Below are 17,754 nucleotides of genomic sequence, written 5' to 3' on the forward strand. Positions count from 1 at the left end.
AAATGTCCCTGACAACCAAACCCTCAATTATCCGCCCGGGGACCCGCACTCCCGCCTTGGGCCGCCCGAAGCAGTCGCTGCGGGACAAATACGGCGATCGCGTCTTCAACGTGGCCGCCACGGCGGTGCTGCTGTTGTCCATCCTGGCCGTGGTCTATCCCCTCTACTTCATTGTCATCGCTTCCATCAGCGACCCCAATGCCGTCTATGAGGGGAAGGTCTGGCTGTTCCCTTCCGGTGTAACCACCGAGGGCTACGAACGGATCTTCGCTGACAGCAGGATCTGGAACGGCCTCGGGAACACGCTCATGTACACGGTCCTGGGAACCGCCATCAGCGTTACCACCATCCTGTGCGGGGCTTACGCGCTGTCCAGGAAGGACATGCCGGGCCGCAAGATCCTGATGCTCCTGTTCGTGATCACCATGTTCTTCGACGGCGGACTCATCACCAAGTATCTGGTGGTCCGGGACCTGGGCATGCTGGACACCATCTGGGCCGTGGTCCTGCCGGGAGCCGTGGGTGTCTGGAACTTGATCATCGCCAGGTCATTCTTTGAACACACCATCCCGAACGAACTGCGCGAGGCCGCCCAGATGGACGGGGCAACGGACTTCAAGTTCTTCTTCAACATGGTCCTGCCACTGTCCAAGCCATTGATCATGCTGATGATCATGGTGCACGTGGTGGCCCATTGGAACTCGTTCTTCGATGCGCTGATCTTCCTCAACGACGACACCAAGTATCCGCTGCAGCTGGTGCTGCGGAACATCCTGATCCAGTCAGATGTCTCCTCCACCGGGACAACCGGCGGGGACATCGAATCCTATGCGGCGGCGCAGAGGATCGCAGAGCTCACCAAGTACGCCATGATCGTCGTCTCGAGCCTGCCACTCATGATTGCCCTGCCATTCATGCAAAAGCACTTCACCAAGGGCGCCATGATCGGCGCCGTCAAATAGTCGTTCGCCCCGCAATACGGCCCCGGGCGTTCGCCTCTGGACCGCATCTACCCACACCTCAGAACAGGAAATGACCATGGCTATCAGCCGCAAACTCGCCGTTCTTGGCGCCGTCCTGGCCGGAACGTTGACGTTCACCGCCTGCTCCGGCTCTACCTCGGGAACCACGGAGATCAAAGACGCGTCCGCAGACTTCGGCTTTCAGGAAAAAGGCTTCCCCATTGTCGGCAAGCAGCTGACGCTGAAGTTCTCCGGGACCAAGGCGGCCCTGGCACCGGACTACAACACCATGACAGTGGTGAAGGAATGGGAAAAGGCCACCAACGTCCACGTCGAGTGGGAGAACCTTCCCGAGACGGTCTTCCAGGAAAAGAAGAACCTGATCCTGGCCAGCGGCGACCTCCCTGACGCGTTCTTCAACACGGGCCTCACGGACGCCGAGATCGCCACGTACTCTGCCAGCGGCACTTTGATCCCTCTGGAAGGGCTGATCGAGAAGAACGCACCAAACCTGTCAAAGCTCCTCTCCGAGCGCCCGGACATCAAGGCCGCGATCACCTCTTCGGACGGGCATATCTACTCCCTCCCGTCCGTGGAAGAACTCGGCCTGGTTCAGTTCCCCAACGAATTAGCCATCAACACCTCCTGGCTCAAGAAACTCAACATCCCCATGCCCAAGACCATCGATGAGTTCCACGCCGCCCTGGTGGCATTCAAGTCCCGGGACGCCTCGGGCACAGGCAAGACCATTCCCTTGAGCTTCATGCCCGGCTCGTGGTGCGGTGACATCGTGGACCTGATTGCGGCTCTCGGCGGGACACCGGACAACATGGACCACCGCATCGTCCAGGATGACAAGGTCATTTTCACTGCCACCCAGGATGGCTACAAGAAGGCCATCCAAACGCTGCACGAGTGGTACAAGGAAGGCCTGATCGATCCTGAGTCCTTCTCCCAGGACGACAAAGCCTATTTGGCCAAGGGCAAGGCCGCTACGGAAAACCTCGGCTCATTCGTCTGGTGGGAAATTCCTGAAATGGTAGGCGCGGACCGTGCCGGCGACTACGCCCTGGTGCCGGTTCTTGAGGGCGTCGACGGACAACGAATMGCCAGCCAGTCCAACAACCAGGAAATCGCCCGCGGCGCATTCGCCATCACCCGGGCCAACAAATACCCGGCAGCGACCATGCGCTGGGCCGACAACCTTTACGACCCCATCCAGTCCGCCCAAGCCAACTGGGGCCCTATCGGTGAGACCCTCCAGAAGGATGCCAACGGCATCCTGACCCAAATCCCGGCGCCGGCCGGAACCAGCGAAGGCGAACGACGCCAGAAGGTCGCCCCGGGTGGACCGAAGGCGAACACCGCCGAAAACTTCACGTCCGTCGTCGCGCCCGAACCACGCGCCGCAGCGCGACAGAAGACTGTCACCGAGCACTACAAGCCCTTCGTGGGCAATGACGGCTACCCGCCCGTAGCGCTCTCCAACGAAGAGCTCCAGCAGATCGGCACCATTCAGGCCGACGTCACCTCGTTGGTCAAGCAAAACACCGCGAAGTGGATCGTCACCGGCGGCATCGAGCAGGAATGGGATGGCTACGTCGCCCAGCTCAAGAGCGTTGGCGTCGACAAAATGATCGAGGTCTACCAAGCCGCCTACGACCGCTTCAAGAAGAACTCCTAACCAACACCGCCTGCCGGCAGGCCGACGCTGACCGCGCCGGCCTGTCGGGGCTGCCCCCTCCACCGAGAAACGAGACTCGTCCTTCATGACTGCCGCCACCGCCACGACAACCGACATCTTCCGACCAGCCCTGCATTACAGCGCCGGAAGTACTTGGCTGAACGACCCCAACGGCCTCATCCATCATGACGGCGTTTACCACCTTTACTACCAAAACAACCCCTTGGACTCAGTCTGGGGAAACCTGTCCTGGGGCCACGCAACATCCACGGACCTTCTGACCTGGACTGAGCACCCGGTGGCCATCCCCTGCGACGAAAAAGAAGACATCTTCTCCGGAAGCATCGTTTTCGATCGTCACAACACCAGCGGGTTCGGCCAGGACGGAGCAGCGCCGCTGGTGGCCATCTACACCAGTGCTTTCAAAGCTGCTTCCGGGCTGGAAGGCATCCAAGCCCAGTCTTTGGCGTACAGCCTGGACGGCGGTTACACGTGGACCAAACACACCGGAAACCCCGTCCTTAACCGCAACTCCGCTGAATTCCGTGACCCCAAAGTCATCCGCTATTCGGGCATATCCGGTGACTACTGGGTCATGGTGGCCGTTGAAGCGAAGGACTTCCAGGTTGTCCTCTACAAGTCCCATGACCTCAAGTCCTGGGAGTACCTGAGCACGTTCGGGCCAGCGAACGCCACGGGAGGCGTGTGGGAATGTCCTGATCTGTTCCCCCTCCCGCTGGACGGCGACCCGAACAACGTCCAGTGGGTCCTGATCGTGAACCTCAACCCCGGTGGCCCCAACCTGGGTTCTGCCGGCCAGTACTTCGTGGGAGAGTTCGACGGCGCCACGTTCACCTCAGCCACGACGGTGACTGAAGGCCTTCAAGACCCTGACAGGCTGGGCGAATACCGGTGGCTGGACTGGGGCCGGGACTACTATGCTGCCGTGTCATTCGCGGAGGTTCCAGACAACCGCAAGCTCACCATCGCCTGGATGAACAACTGGGAATACGCCAACAGCATTCCCACCTCGCCTTGGCGGAGCCCCATGTCGCTGGTCAGGGAACTGACACTCCAAACCGTTGACGGCGAAGCGCACCTGATCCAGCAGCCAGCGGGGGACTGGGCTGCCCTGGATGCCCCGGTAGCAAACTTCAGCCTCCCCGGGACCACCATCTCCCAGGGCACCGCGATTCTTGATGGTGCCGCAGGAACTGTCCAACGCATCGACGTCTCCTGGACGCCGGGAACCGCCAAAGAATTCGGGGTGGTGGTCCGGGGCGAAGGCGGGCAGGGAACCCGTATTGGCGTCCGGCCTGCGGAGGGAAACCTCGTAGTCGACCGCCGCGAATCAGGCCAGACGGACTTCCATGAAACGTTCGCGTCCATCGACACCGCACCCGTCCGCCTCATCGACGGACACTACAAGCTCACCCTCTTCGTGGACCGATGCTCCGTTGAAGTATTCGCACAGGGCGGGCAAGTCACCATGACCGAACTCATCTTTCCTTCACCGACCAGCAAGGACGTCTCCGTCTATGCTCTGGGAGGCTCGGCCACGATCAATGGCCTGCACATCAGCCAGCACGCGTAGGCCACCCACGCCACCGGAAAGGCCGCCCCTGGCGAAGTTGGCCTGGATAGGTCCCGCGAGGGGTTGGCTTTCGGCGCTTTCACCAGTTGAGAGAGTCGAAAGCTAACCCCTCGGCGAGGAAATGAGCGCCATGATTTCCGTTTGGTAGGCCTGCGATGAGCTCATGGAACCCCGGAACCAGCACACGGCGTGAACGGACGGGTCACCCGGCACCACTATGGGGCGGAGATTGTCTACGGCGGATTCCTCGGTGATGGCTTCCCACGTCCAGGCGGCACCTGAATCGGACGTGACGCCCCGGTAGATTTCGTAGTGCGCAGTGGTGGCGCCTGTCCGCGGATCTACAGGCGTGGAGATGTACACGCGGTTCAGATCGTTCGGGTCCACCGCTCCGAGTCCCGTGTAGTCCTGTTCGTGCGGCAAGAGGCCGGGACCGGCGACGGCGAGCGGATGAAGCTTCCAGCGCGCCCCGTCGAAGCGCGCGTACAGCAGGCGGTGATCGTCGACGTCGAGCATTTGCTCCCGCTGCAGCGGACCGTTGACGTCGTTGGCCCGGCAGGTGACGACGGCCGCCAGTTCCGTGCCCTGCCGGCGCAGGTCAGCAGTCCAACCGTGGGTGAGGATGTCGCCGTCGAGCGTTGTTCCGGCTTCGAAAATGGTGGTCAAAGCCGTTTGGTTGATACCGGCGGAACCGATGACCGGCTTGCTGACCACCTTCCCCTCGGCGTCGTGGAGCGCATCGTCCTGAAGATAGCCGTGGTAGATGCTGTTGTTGAAATCGCGCGGGTGGTGGTCCGTGGTGATGAGGTCGATCCGGTCTGCGCCGTTGCCGGCATAGCGGGTATACCCATTGACGTAGCCGATTTTGGGGCGGGTGAAGAGCTTGCCGCCGTAGCTCCAGGTGCTGCCCGCATCCTCGGAGATCATGAGCGTGGGGTCGTCGTTGATGGCACGGACAAAGTTGTAGACCCGGCCTTCCGCGCTCAGGGAGTGCAGGTTGGAATACGTGGCGCCGCGACCCTGGGCCAGTTCGGTCCAATCAAACTGCTGCTCCGGCTCCCACGCTGAAGCGTCGTGTGGCCGGGTGGAGACGCGCCAGCGGGAGTAGTTGTCCGTCTTGTGCTTGGCATACATGGCTACGTAACGCCCGTCTGGCCGGATCAAGAGCGCCGGGGCGTTGTGGTCATCGGACTCCAGCTGCTCATGGAGTACATGGACGCGGCTCTGGCCGGTAGCAAGATCCAGGACCGCGATTTCTATGTTTCCGCCGCGTTCAGCACCTCCAGGTCCCTCCGGAGACGCCACTGAACCGAGCAGCACGGTGTTGTTGGCGGGGTCGATCAAGGCGCGCTCGTCCTGGAACCAGCACCAGGCGCCGTTGTTGTTGAGGAGTAGTGGGGGCTGCGGGAAAAGGGCGTCGTTGACCATGTCCATCCTTTGCATCGTTTCAATCCCTTCATCCTAGCGGCCCTTCCACGAGCTGCGACGCTCAGGGAAGGCGCTCTTCCCCAGCTTCCGAAAGTCGACTCTCAAAAGATTTCAAAAACGGTGACACGTTTTCCCTCCCTGCGGTACTTGACGATCGAAGCCGCCTGCCTGAGGGCAGCGGCAAACGATTTGCACACATTCAGCTGTGTCATTCGTCGGCGTTCGATCAATCAACGGGGGCTGCCAGTGACGTGGATGACTCCGAGTTCTGGAAGGAAATCTCCCTTGAAGTCTCCCCTTGGGAAAGCAACGGCATTATTGGCCGCGCTCATGGTGGTCCTTGGGACGCTGTCATTTGGGGTATTTGGCCCTGGGACAGCTGCTCAGGCTTATCAGGTGCCCATTGCCAATCCGACGTTTTCCAATGGCATAGCCACCCTGACCACTCCGGTATCCGGCCTGAACGCCGCCTTTGGCGCATCCGGGTTGACTGAGATTGTGGGGGGTTCAACCCTGGACAGCCGGGGCTACGTGGCCAGCGACTACAGCCCGGGACTTGCAGGGTCCCGGCCCACGGTGTCCATCCTCACTCACGCGATAAACAACTGCGCGGCGACGGGACCGTGCTCGGATCTGGGTACGTTCACCATCAACTTCAGCCAGCCTGTCATGAACCCCGTGCTCAGCCTCGCGGGCCTGGGCGGCAACGTCAACCACGACGAAGGAACTGACGGCACCATTGACCGGATGTCGCAGATCCACGCAGTCCTTGGGCTCACCACTCCAGGCCTGTCCTTGACCAAGATGTCCGGCGGGAACCTGGCGGTATCCGGCAACTCGATCACGGCGATAAACCACAGCACGTCCGCACGGTGTCAGTCAACGGCCCAATTGAGCCCGGCTGGATCGCCGGATGCCGGGGCAACCGCTGCCTGCGGATCGGTGCGGGTCAACGGCCTCGTGTCCAGCCTGACCTTCGACATGTCCGCTGTCTTCACCCGAACCACATCATCCCTCCCGGGTTACTCGGTGAACGACCGCGATAACTCGACCCACAACCAGGACGGCTTCGTGATGACGCTGACCGCTGCGCAGGATTTTGGCGACGCACCTGCCTCCTACGACCAGAACAACGCTGCGTCAGCCATTCTTTCGGACGTGACCATGGGGGCTTCAGTAACTGAGGACAACGCCCAGGTCGCCAATGGAACCGCATCTCCCAATGCCGGGGCAACCGCTGCTTTGGACCAGGACAACGGGCTTGTCCTCGCTCCGCTGGCGTTGGGTGCCACAAACTACTCCACCACGGTGGCCCTCAGCGGAGCCAGCAAGGCAGGGACAACCTGTGGGTGGATCGACTTCGACAAGGACGGAATCTTCGATAACCCCGCCGAACGGTCATGTGCTGCTTTCGCTGCCGGTGCTGCGTCCGCGACGCTGACGTGGGCAACGGTCCCGGCAGGACTGACCGCGGGCACTACGTACGCCCGTTTCCGGGTGGGCTACACGGCCTCCCAGATCCAACTGCCCACCGGAGCCTCGAACTCGGGTGAGGTGGAGGATTACGTCTTTACGTTCGCTCCCGCCCCCGCCCCTTCCATGTCCTTGCTGAAGACCGTCAACCGGACCACGCTCGTGGCGGGGCAAACCGCAACCTACACTTTCGTCGCCACCAATACCGGCAATGTCGCGCTCACTGGAGTCGTCATCGCTGAGACGCAGTTCTCCGGCACTGGCAGTATGTCGGCGTTGGCCTACTCCTGGCCGGGAGTTTCCGGAACGCTCCTTGCCGGCCAGTCTGTCACTGCGACGGCGACGTATGTGGTGACCCAAAGCGATGTGACAGCGGGCGTCTTGACCAACACGGCGAGGGTTACTGGAACCCCGCCGGTTGGAGCTCCGATCACGGCCACCAGCAACGCAACTGTCACTGCTCCGCCCGCCTGGACCATGCAGAAGGCCGCAACCGTTGGCGGCACAGCGACTCCGTCCGTCAGCCCCGGCCAGACGATTGTCTACACCGTGACAGCCACCAGCACGAGCGGCCAAATCAGTGGAATTGTCCTGACAGACAACCTGGCGGATGTCCTGGATCAGGCAACATTCGTTGCCGGTTCGGCCACCCTGAAAATCGGAACGGCAGCAGCCACTCCGGTGGCGAACCCGGCCAACGGTTCAACGACCCTGACGACGACGGCCTTCACCCTCCCTGCCGGCCTCACCGCGACCCTGACTTACTCAGTGGTGGTCAAGGCAGACGCCTGGAGCGAAGAGCTCGTCAACACCGTGACCGGCAGCGGCAGCGTGGCCCCTGCCCGATGCGCAACGGGTGTCACGCCTGTGGCCCCCGAGTGCATGACGACGCATCGTGCAACCGCCAAGTTCTTGATTGAGAAGCTGGGCGAGTCATCAGATTCCTCCTGGGTGCCCATGAGCGGATCGTCCTGGGCCGTCCGGAGTGACGCCGGCGGCGCACCAGGAGCCGGGACCGCCTACACGGTGTCAGCCATTACCGCACAGACAGGCCGGTTCCAGGTAGAAGCCATCCAGCCGGGCACTTACTGGTTGGAAGAGACTAAAGCCCCGTCCGGATTCAATCTGCTGGCCGAAGCCGTCCGCTTCACGGTGGCGCCGGATGGCGCAATCACCCTGGGCCAAGGCGATGGGGCAGGGGTTGTCACCACCGGGGACCAGGACGGCGACGGGATCTTCCTTGTCAGCGTAAGGGATGTCCCGGCGCTGCAGATGCCCGAAACCGGTGGCATTGGCTACTGGCCGTTTGCCTTGGCCGGCTCAGCCACGCTGCTGGCCGCCGCGGTCCTGGCTTCAGGGAATCTCCGCCGCAGGAAAAGCCAGCCAGCCAACAGCTGAACCATCGTGCGTGCCCCGTTTCCCGGGGGACGCATGCCCAAAAATGTTCATTTCCGAACACCGCACCACCACTAAGAAAGAGGACAGAAGTGAGTACTCACAGCTCACGGCGGCTTTTGAAGACCGCCGCCGCCACCATCACGGGGGCGGTGTTGGCAATGTCGTTCTCCATGGCTCCGGCCACGGCCGCTCCCGTTGTTGACGGTGACCAGACGGGTTCCATCACCGTTCACAAGTTTGAGCGCCCGAACACCCCCACGGGTTTGCCCAACAACGGAACAGTGGTTGATACCACCGGACTTAACCCGCTTGCAGGCGTCCAATTCACCATCCAGCAGGTCAACACCATAGACCTGTCCAGCAATGCCGGGTGGGAAGCTGCGCACAACTTGAGCAGCGTCTTCTCGGCGAGCGACCCGGCTGGTTCCATCACTGGCGCAGGCTTTACCCTGGGCTCCGCACAGTCGGACACCACTGACGCTGCCGGTACAGCTGCTTTTGGCGGCCTTCCCGTAGGCCTCTACCTGGTGTCTGAAACGGCGTACCCGCAGGGCGTTACTCCTGCAGCACCTTTCCTGGTCTCCATTCCGCTGACGGACCCGGACAACACGGACAACTGGATCTACGACGTTCACGTTTACCCCAAGAACTCCGTCACGGGTGCTGAGAAGACTGTTTCGGATTCCGCTGACATCAAACTGGGCGACCAGATTGACTACACCATCACCGGTGACATCCCCAATGACGAAGTCATTGACGGCTACAAGATCGTTGACCAGCTGGATACCAAGCTGACCTACATTGATGCCACGGCAACACTGGTTGACGGCACGGTCATCACCGAAGGCACCGATTACACGGTGAACTTCGATGCAGCGGCAAACACCGTTTCGGTAGTGTTCACCCCGGCAGGCCTTGCGCTGCTCGCAGCGCACAACGACACCCGTGTCCAGATGGTTGTGAACACAGCCGTCAACACCATTGGCGAGATCGAAAACGAAGCCTTGATCTACCCGAACCTGGGCAGCTTCACCACCGCTCCGGGCCAGCCCGGCGGTCCCACCGTCACCCCTCCCGTTGTCACCAAGTGGGGTGCCATTACGCTTCAGAAGGTGAACGAGACCGGCGCCGCACTTGCTGGTGCTTCCTTCTCGGTGTACGCCACCGAGGCTGACGCCCTGGCTGGTACCAACCCCATCACGCTCAACGGCTCCAGCAACTTCACCGTTGCTGCCGACGGTACGCTGACCATTTCCGGCCTGCGCTACTCGGATTGGGCCAACGGCGCAGCCGTCGCTCCCGGCGCAGCTGACTACCTCACCTACTACCTGGTGGAAACTGCCGCTCCTTCCGGCTATGAGCTGCTCGCTGAACCGGTCTCCTTCCTGGTGAACGCGGCATCCACCACGGTGGGTGTTGACCTCGAGGTCAAGAACGTCCCGTCCAACGGCGGCTTTGAGCTGCCGCTGACCGGTGGCGTTGGGACCGGTCTGTTGTACGGTGCCGGCCTTCTCCTGGTGGTTGGCGCCGGCTTGCTGTTCGTCCGTACCCGCCGGACCACCAACAGCTAATTTCACGAGCCGGCTAAAGCCGCGCTTTTGGTGAAAACAGAGTGGGGGAGGGCGCATAACCTGCGTGTTCCCCCACTTTGGTTCCTGCATGTACCCGTTTTATCTGCCCAGGATTCAGATGTCACAGCCCCCAGCCCATACCCGCCGCCTGCGAGGCAACCTTTCCCGACACTGGGGCAAACAGCGCTTGTTCATAGTGCTGGCCGCCGTCATCGGTGTGGGGGTGCTTCTGTATCCGACTGCTGCTGCATGGTTCTCGGACAGGGTCCACGCCACGGAAATCAGCGGCTATGTGGACTCAGTGCAGAACCTCAACCCGTCCGAGCAACAGGCGCTGCTGGACGAAGCCCGGAGTTTTAACCAAAGCCTCCCTGCCGGGCCCCTCCGCGATCCATACTCCCTCAACGGAAAAGGGGAACAGACCGTCATCGGCGCCGGGTCTGAGGCCTACAAGAAGATGCTCGCAGTGGGACCAGGCGGAATGATGGGCCGGATCAGCATTCCTTCCATTCACGCTGACCTGCCGATTTTTCACGGCACGGACGAGGAAGCACTGTCCAAGGGGGTGGGGCACCTGTTTGGATCGGGACTTCCGGTGGGTGGCGAAAGCACCCACAGTGTTCTGACCGGACACTCCGGCTTTGTCAACGCCACTCTCTTTGACCATGTTGACCAAATGGTCGAAGGCGATGTCTTCAGCATTTCAACCCTGGACGAGACCCTGTATTACAAGGTGGACCAGATCCTGACGGTCCTCCCCGACGAAACCGATGCCCTCCGCAAGGTCGAGGGCAAAGACTACGTCACCCTCATTACGTGCACGCCCAAGGGCGTCAACAGCCATAGGCTGCTGGTGCGCGGCGAACGGACCGATCCGCCATCCTCCGGTGACGGCCAGCAGGTCCTCCCCAGTACTGCGATTGATCCCGGGTTTCCTTGGTGGGCACTTGCCATGGTGGGCATCACGGTGGCTGCTGTGTGGGTGACCCGCCCCCGCGAACGCAAGGATCCGGTGGCGGAGGCCACAATGCCTGAAGCCTCGCCTGAACCCGCCCGTTTGGAAGAACTCCTGGATCGTTCTGAATCCTGAACCAGTGCATTCTGCGCTCCAGCCCTACTAGTCTTGGCGCATGACGACACGAGCCAATGAACTCACTGCCCTGATCACCGGGGCCACCGCCGGGCTCGGTGCTGAATTTGCGCGCCAGCTTGCTGAAGCCGGCCATCACGTGGTTTTGGTTGCCCGCGACGAAGAACGACTGAAGGAAAAGGCAGCGGAGTTCGAACGAGACTTCAGTATTTCGGCGGAGATCATTCCCGCTGACCTGACCACCGACGTCGGGATTTCGGCCGTGGCGGACCGTCTGCGGGACGCTGCCCGGCCCGTGGACGTGCTGGTCAACAACGCAGGCATCGGACTCTTGAAGTCGTTCGAACGCAACGACCTGAACGAGGAACGTCGGCACCTCCGGCTACACGTGCAGACACCCATGGAGCTGTGCCACGCGGCGCTGGAGGTCATGCTGGCCCGGGGCCAAGGCAGGATCATCAACGTGGCGAGCGTTGCCGCCTTCGCCAACCGTGGAACGTACTCGGCGGCCAAAGCGTGGCAGGTGACCTTCAGCCGATGGGCCAATATTGCGTATGCGAAGTCCGGCGTGCAGATAACTGCTGTGTGCCCGGGCTTCACCCATACCGAATTCCATGACCGCATGGGGATGGACAAGTCCGTAGCGCCCCGCTTCCTGTGGCTTACCGCTGAGCGGGTAGTGCGCGAAGGACTGGAGGACAACGCCAAGGGCAAGGGCGTTTCCATCCCGACGCGCCGGTACAAAGTGGTCACCTTCTTTGCCCGGATGTTGCCGGCGAAGCTGACGTCCGGCCCGCCGCGCAGGCCGCTGGAGCCGTAGCAGAGGACTAAACCCGTTCCCGGGGCGCCCGTAACAAGGGCGCACGAACCAGCACAGCTACCGCAATGCCCACCACCGCGCCCACGAACGTCTCCACGGCCCGCTCCATCACCAGCAAGCCCGGGTCCATGGGGGCCGCGAGTTGCGCGATCAGCAGGATCACTGGGGTAAAGAACACCATGGCCCACCCGTAGTGCCGGGCCATAAACAGCTCGGTGGGGAACTGGCACAGGACCACCAGCACGGCCAACACCACGGCGGTGTGGCCCGGGAAGTATTGGAGCGGTGATAGCGGGCCGGGGAAAAGTACGACGGCGACCACCGCCAACCCGAGGAACGTCCCCACTATGCGGTGGATACCGCGGTGGACGCGGCTGGGGAGGTCGGCTCCAGCGAGGGGGACTGCCGCGGCGGCCATGGCCCAGTGCGGATGGCCGCTGCCGCTGAGGACTCCGATGGCCCCGGCCACGCTGACAGCGAGGGCATAGCGTGCAGCGTGAACCATGGCTGCCTGGAGCAATGTTCCCTGCCGGAGTGGGCCGCGGAGGACGGGAACGTCGCGGGCTGCGCCGGTCTCCCATCTGCGGTGCCGGAACCACCCGGTGAAGCCAACCAGGAGGGAGAAGGCGGCGGACCCGGCTCCGATGAGTACCGCCGTCGTGAGTGGGACATTGGTTGGCACCGACGCGCAGGCGCCCAGGGCGAGGATGCCGAAGAACGGGCCGATGGGTTTGAGTCGGACGGCGTCAGCGTAGAGGGAGCCGGCTCCGGCAAAGAGGGTCGCCACCAGCACCAGCCACCAGGAGTGGATGTGGTTGACGGAAAGGAACACGCCAATGGTCAGCCCACCCACCAGGAACAGGGCTGCCTGGGATTGGTGCTTGAGCCTGAGCTGATGCGTTTCATTGCGCCCGTACATCCCCGTCAACGCACCGAACACGGCGTACATCATGAGGTCCGGACGGCCGATAAGGATGAGGACCAGCCCCGGTACCGCGACACTCAGGGCAACGCGGACGGCCGAGAGGCGATCGTTGCTGGCAGGGCCAAGACGGTGGAGCTCGCGGGCATGGTCGATGATGGCGGGCACGGCAAAACACCACCAATCATCGAGGGACTCCCTTGAAAATTATCAGGACGACCCAGCGCCTCGCCATAAGCCCAGTCACAAGCCGTAGCGAGATGGGGCACACGCGGCCGGGAAGGTCTGGGAAGATCAAGGTATGCCCGTTGCTTTCGTCTGCCGCACCCGCTCCGCCATGCCGCCGCAGGAGTTGTTCGATCTATCCCGCGACATTGATGCCCACGTGGGGTCCATGACCAAGAGCCGGGAGAAGGCGGTGGGCGGGGTCACCACTGGTTTGATCTCAGAAGGTGAGACTGTCACGTGGCAGGCGTGGCACCTGGGAGTTCGGTTCCGCATGACCAGCCGCATCACGCAGATGGAGGCACCGGCGTCGTTCTCCGACGAACAGGTAAAGGGCCCTTTCAAGTATCTCCGCCACAGACACGAGTTCCGACCGGACGGTAGCGGAACGCTCATGGTGGACACCGTGGAGTTCGCCGCACCGTTTGGTCCGTTGGGCCGCATGGTGGAGAAGCTGGTCCTGGCCCGCTACCTGCAGGACCTGATCGAGAAACGCAACGAATTCCTGGTGGCCCAAGCGCCACCCGCCCCAACCCCGGACGCCCGGCAATGATCAGGCTCGCGCACGCGGACGATCTTCTGATTTTGCAGGACATCGAGCGTGCCGCGGGCCGGGCTTTCGGGGCGCTGGGAATGGACTCGGTGGCGGACGACGAGCCACCCTCCATCAATGAGCTGCAGGGTTACGCCACCGCGGGCCGGGCCTGGGTTTCCGTCGACGGGCTGGACTACCCGGTGGCGTACCTTTTGGCGGACGTGGTTGACGAGGCCGGGCATGTGGAACAAGTCAGCGTGCATCCGGACTACGCGCACCAGGGCCTCGGCCGTGAGCTCCTGCATGCCGCCCGGGTGTGGACCCGCGGCCATGGAATGCAGCGGCAAACCCTGAGCACCTTCCGGGATGTGCCGTGGAACGCTCCGTACTACCGCCGCCTTGGCTTCGAGGTGCTCGACGCCGGCAGCTGGGGTCCGCAGTTGACCCGCCTGATGGAACATGAGGCTGAGCTGGGCCTGACGCGCTGGCCGCGGGTAGCGATGTGGCGTACAGCTGTCCCTCCCAAGTAGCCCACCACGCACAGTCAGTCCGCTACCAACTCCACCTCGTAGCTGTCCGTGTTGAGCAGGTACGCCGCGTAGTGGTCGGGACCGCCGGCGTGCGGGTATTTCGACTCGAACATCTCATACCAACCGGCGTCCGCGCCGAGCGCCCTGATCCGGTCCACATTCTCGCGGGTGCCTGCGTGGAAGGCTACGTGGTTGACCCCCGGATCAGTGCGGCGGTGGGTTGTTGCGGTGGCGGCATCCGTCTGCTCCACCACCACGTAGGTGCCGCCAAGCTTCCAGCTGCACCCCGTGGGCCACTCCTGGAAGGGCAAGTAACCGAGCTCGCCCAGCAACCAGCCCCACTCTTCCCTTGCCCGCTCAAGGAACGGCACCCAGATCTCAAGATGATGGATGGACCCCATGGGTCCTGGGGATTCCGAAGCAACCTCACGCATGCGCCGAGTCTACGAGGTCCGTGCGCGTTCCACATCGGCTGCGCTCGACGAGTCGCCACGGGCACGGAGTCCCGCGATGACTCCGTCAACATCGGCAGGAGTACGGTTCTGGCTGAGTTTCGTCTTCGCCTCCACCCGGGTGATGACGAGTTCGACGCCGACAATCGCCTTCAGTTGCCCGGCAATGAACCGTTCGGGTGCTTCGTCAACGGTCCAGGGGCGGGGCATGCCGGCCTCATGCTGGTTGGACAGGTGACGCACGTGCCGGCCCAGCCAGTCGGCGTCGTCGTGGATCACCAGTTCGCCGTAGACGTGGGCCGTGGAGTAGTTCCACGTGGGGACCACCCGTCCGTGCTCGGCTTTGGAGGCGTACCAGGACGGAGAAATGTAGGAATCGTTGCCTTGCACGATCATGAGGGCTTCGCCTGTTCCAGCTGAAGACCACTGGGTGTTGTTCCGGGCCATGTGCGCGTGCAGGGCGCCGTGCCCACCGATCGAGGGTTCGTAGACGAACGGCAGGAGGGTGGCGAGCAACCCGTCCGCTGTCATGGTCACGAGGTTGGCTGCTCCCGCGTGCCGGAGCAGCGACTCGACGGTGTCGGGCGTGGGGGCGAAGTGTGCTGGCGTGTACATGGGTTCCTACTTCCTGAGCCTGACGCGGACAGCGGCTCCGGCGCAGAGGATCACTGCGAGGCCACCCACTACGGTGGTCCACGTCAGCGGTTCGCCCAGGAGAAGGCCGGCCCACGCGATGGTCATCACTGGTTGGACTAGCTGGATCTGGCTGACCTGCGCCATGGGCCCGATGGCCAGGCCGCGGTACCAGGCGAAGAAGCCGAGGAACATGCTCACCACACCGAGGTAGGCGAAGGACAACCACTGGACCGGTGTTGCTTGCGGCATGCCGGAGCCCAGGGAGAGGAGGGTCAGCAGGATCATGGCGGGAGCAGCCACCACCAGTGCCCACGAGATGGTTTGCCACGAGCCGAGTTCCCGGGCCAGCAGTCCGCCTTCCGCGTAGCCAATGGCTGCCGCGACCACGGCTCCGAGCAGCAGGAGGTCTGCCCAATGCAACGAGCCAAATCCGCCGGATTGAACCAGGGCAAACACCAGAGCAGCAACGACGCCAACCGCAGTCAGGATCCAGAAGAGCGGCCGTGGACGCTCCCTCCCGCGTATTACCGCCACGGTGGCCGTGGCCGCGGGCAGCAAGGCGATGACGATTGCCCCGTGGCTCGCGGAGGTGCTGGTCAGGGCGAAGGTGGTCAGCAGCGGGAACCCCGCCACGATTCCGCCGGCCACCACGGCCAAACGTATCCACTGTGTGCCGCGCGGAAACCGTTGCCGGGTGAGGGCCAGCGCGAGGGCGGCAAGAAGGGCGGCAACGACGGCCCGGCCCGCTCCGATGAACAGGGGCGACATGCCCTCCACAGCTACCCGGGTGAGTGGAACGGTGAAAGAGAAAGCAACGACGCCGAGGAGGCCCCACCAGATACCGGTCGAGGTCCGAGTGGATACCACTGGCCGCAAAAGTGTAGTAGCGCTACTATTATGACTCATGAATAACGATAGCAGTTCCCGGATTGTCTCGCGAGTAAAAGAATGGATCGCAGGCGCAGCCCCGGGGGCGAAACTGCCATCAACGCGCCAACTCGTGGCCGAGTACCAAGCCAGCCCGGTGACCGTGCAGAAAGCGCTGCGGACACTCACGGCGCAGGGGCTGATTGAAAGCCGTCCCGGCGTCGGAACCTTTGTTCGGGCCTACCGCACCGCACGGCCTTCCGACTATGGCTGGCAAACGGCTGCGTTGCGGTCAGCCCAGGCTGCGCGGCCCCTGAACTCTGCCGCAATGCGGAGCGCTACCAACGACGTCATTGCGTTCCACTCCGGCTATCCTTCCCGCGAGCTGTTGCCTGAACGGCTTGTTCGAGCCGCGCTGACACGTGCCGCAAGGGGAGACGCTGCCCTGTCCCGGCCGCCGGCGCAGGGCTTCCCCGAACTCCAGACCTGGTTTGCGCAGGAACTCAGTACCTCAACCCCAGTGGGCGTCACTCCGCCCCAGCCGAGCGACGTCGTGATTCTTCCCGGCAGCCAAAGCGGACTTAGCTCCATTTTCCGGGGACTGGTGGGACACGGGCAGCCGCTCTTGGTGGAGTCGCCCAGCTATTGGGGCGCGTTGCTGGCTGCCGGGCAGGCGGGCGTCAATGTCATCCCTGTCCCCAGCGGACCGGAGGGCCCCGATCCGGAAGAACTGGACCGGGCGTTCGAGGAATCCGGCGCGCGCTTGTTCTACGCGCAACCCAACTTCGCGAATCCCACGGGGGCCCAGTGGTCGGCGGCACGGGGCGAGGAAGTCCTGCGGATCGTCCAACGACACGGAGCGTTCCTGGTGGAGGACGATTGGGCGCACGACTTCGGCATCACCGCTCCGTCCGTTCCGCTCGCCGCCAAGGACGATTCCGGCCATGTGGTGTACATCCGATCCCTGACCAAGAGCGTTTCGCCGTCCATCCGCGTCGCGGCGATTATCGCCCGTGGACCAGCGCGCGAACGCATTATGGGGGCGCAGGCCGCGGAATCCATGTACGTCAGTGGAGTGCTTCAGGCAGCAGCGCTCGACGTCGTCACCCAGCCCGGGTGGCAGACGCACCTTCGCGGACTCAGCCATCAGCTGCAGTCACGCCGGGACCTCCTGGTCACCAGCCTCCGCGAGCACGTTCCGCAGGCGCACCTCAGCCACCTGCCCAAGGGCGGGTTGAATTTGTGGCTGCGGATGCCGGACGGGTTCGACGTCGAACGTCTCACCAAGGATTGTGAGGCAGCCGGGGTGCTCATTGCCGCCGGCACGGAGTGGTTCCCCGCAGAACCGGAGGGACCGTACATTCGGCTCAACTACGCTGGCCCCAACCCTGGCGGTTTCCCTGAAGGTGCCCGGATCATCGGTGAGGCGGTCAAAGGCTTGCTGCAGGCCTGAGGCGGTACGGCTTTTAACAGCCGTAGCCACCAACCTCAAGGAGAGCGCCTTGGGGCTGGTGGCTACGGTGGGCGGCAAGCTGCCGCGAACTATCTGAATCGCTGCGCAGAAGTT

The 17,754-nt window shown here is 62.9% G+C and carries 15 protein-coding genes; 10 read left to right on the forward strand and 5 right to left on the reverse strand.

What is annotated here, in order from left to right; translation table 11 throughout:
• Positions 1-2 precede the first annotated feature (2 nt).
• From AB4Y77_RS13795 to AB4Y77_RS13805, 3 genes are all read left to right on the forward strand, one after another.
• On the forward strand, positions 3-962 hold the full coding sequence (locus AB4Y77_RS13795; protein WP_442014345.1) for a carbohydrate ABC transporter permease: 960 nt from the start codon (positions 3-5) through the stop codon (positions 960-962).
• A gap of 76 nt (positions 963-1,038) precedes the next feature.
• Positions 1,039-2,646, forward strand: a complete 1,608-nt coding sequence (locus AB4Y77_RS13800) for an ABC transporter substrate-binding protein (RefSeq protein WP_442014346.1) — start codon at positions 1,039-1,041, stop codon at positions 2,644-2,646.
• A gap of 85 nt (positions 2,647-2,731) precedes the next feature.
• Positions 2,732-4,240, forward strand: a complete 1,509-nt coding sequence (locus tag AB4Y77_RS13805; protein WP_442014347.1) for a glycoside hydrolase family 32 protein — start codon at positions 2,732-2,734, stop codon at positions 4,238-4,240.
• A gap of 102 nt (positions 4,241-4,342) precedes the next feature.
• Here the strand turns inward: AB4Y77_RS13805 and AB4Y77_RS13810 are convergent, their stop codons facing one another.
• Positions 4,343-5,668 (reverse strand): BNR-4 repeat-containing protein, encoded by a 1,326-nt coding sequence (locus AB4Y77_RS13810; RefSeq protein WP_442014348.1) that lies wholly within the window; start codon positions 5,666-5,668, stop codon positions 4,343-4,345.
• Positions 5,669-5,953: 285 nt separating this feature from the next.
• On the opposite strand from AB4Y77_RS13810, the gene AB4Y77_RS13815 reads away from it, so the two are divergent.
• The 4 genes from AB4Y77_RS13815 (at position 5,954) to AB4Y77_RS13830 (ending at position 12,020) form a co-directional block, all read left to right on the forward strand.
• A complete protein-coding gene (locus tag AB4Y77_RS13815; RefSeq protein ID WP_442014349.1) occupies positions 5,954-8,539 on the forward strand; it encodes a DUF7507 domain-containing protein in 2,586 nt (861 codons plus the stop codon).
• An 89-nt stretch (positions 8,540-8,628) separates the two neighbouring features.
• Positions 8,629-10,110, forward strand: coding sequence for a SpaH/EbpB family LPXTG-anchored major pilin (locus AB4Y77_RS13820; protein WP_311211657.1), 1,482 nt, complete (start codon positions 8,629-8,631; stop codon positions 10,108-10,110).
• 118 nt (positions 10,111-10,228) lie between these two features.
• Positions 10,229-11,200: a class C sortase gene (locus AB4Y77_RS13825; RefSeq protein ID WP_442014350.1), complete on the forward strand. Its 972-nt coding sequence runs from the start codon at positions 10,229-10,231 to the stop codon at positions 11,198-11,200.
• Between the two features lie 40 nt (positions 11,201-11,240).
• The gene (locus AB4Y77_RS13830; protein WP_311211655.1) at positions 11,241-12,020 is read left to right on the forward strand and encodes an SDR family NAD(P)-dependent oxidoreductase; all 780 of its coding nucleotides are present in this window, start codon (positions 11,241-11,243) and stop codon (positions 12,018-12,020) included.
• Positions 12,021-12,027: 7 nt separating this feature from the next.
• On the opposite strand, the gene AB4Y77_RS13835 is transcribed toward AB4Y77_RS13830, so the two are convergent.
• The gene (locus tag AB4Y77_RS13835) at positions 12,028-13,110 is read right to left on the reverse strand and encodes an FUSC family protein (protein WP_311211654.1); all 1,083 of its coding nucleotides are present in this window, start codon (positions 13,108-13,110) and stop codon (positions 12,028-12,030) included.
• A gap of 133 nt (positions 13,111-13,243) precedes the next feature.
• On the opposite strand from AB4Y77_RS13835, the gene AB4Y77_RS13840 reads away from it, so the two are divergent.
• Positions 13,244-13,720 (forward strand): SRPBCC family protein, encoded by a 477-nt coding sequence (locus AB4Y77_RS13840; RefSeq protein ID WP_311211653.1) that lies wholly within the window; start codon positions 13,244-13,246, stop codon positions 13,718-13,720.
• Entirely contained in the window at positions 13,717-14,232 is a 516-nt protein-coding gene (locus AB4Y77_RS13845) for a GNAT family N-acetyltransferase (protein WP_311211652.1), read from the forward strand. Before AB4Y77_RS13840 ends, AB4Y77_RS13845 begins: the two co-directional genes overlap by 4 nt.
• Positions 14,233-14,246: 14 nt before the next feature.
• Here AB4Y77_RS13845 and AB4Y77_RS13850 read toward each other — a convergent pair whose 3' ends face one another.
• The 3 genes from AB4Y77_RS13850 to AB4Y77_RS13860 are packed head-to-tail and all read right to left on the reverse strand — an operon-like array spanning position 14,247 to position 16,226.
• Complete coding sequence (locus tag AB4Y77_RS13850; protein ID WP_311211651.1) at positions 14,247-14,666, reverse strand: VOC family protein; 420 nt, start codon at positions 14,664-14,666, stop codon at positions 14,247-14,249.
• Positions 14,667-14,675: 9 nt separating this feature from the next.
• Positions 14,676-15,299: an FMN-binding negative transcriptional regulator gene (locus tag AB4Y77_RS13855; protein ID WP_442014351.1), complete on the reverse strand. Its 624-nt coding sequence runs from the start codon at positions 15,297-15,299 to the stop codon at positions 14,676-14,678.
• Positions 15,300-15,305: 6 nt separating this feature from the next.
• Positions 15,306-16,226: a DMT family transporter gene (locus AB4Y77_RS13860; RefSeq protein ID WP_442014352.1), complete on the reverse strand. Its 921-nt coding sequence runs from the start codon at positions 16,224-16,226 to the stop codon at positions 15,306-15,308.
• Here AB4Y77_RS13860 and AB4Y77_RS13865 point away from each other — a divergent pair.
• Positions 16,225-17,640, forward strand: a complete 1,416-nt coding sequence (locus AB4Y77_RS13865) for an aminotransferase-like domain-containing protein (protein WP_442014353.1) — start codon at positions 16,225-16,227, stop codon at positions 17,638-17,640. The two genes, AB4Y77_RS13860 and AB4Y77_RS13865, sit on opposite strands and share 2 nt — an antisense overlap.
• Positions 17,641-17,754 lie beyond the last annotated feature (114 nt).

Source organism: Paenarthrobacter sp. YAF11_1 (assembly GCF_052113445.1).
In the GTDB taxonomy this organism is placed as follows: Bacteria; Actinomycetota; Actinomycetes; order Actinomycetales; family Micrococcaceae; genus Arthrobacter.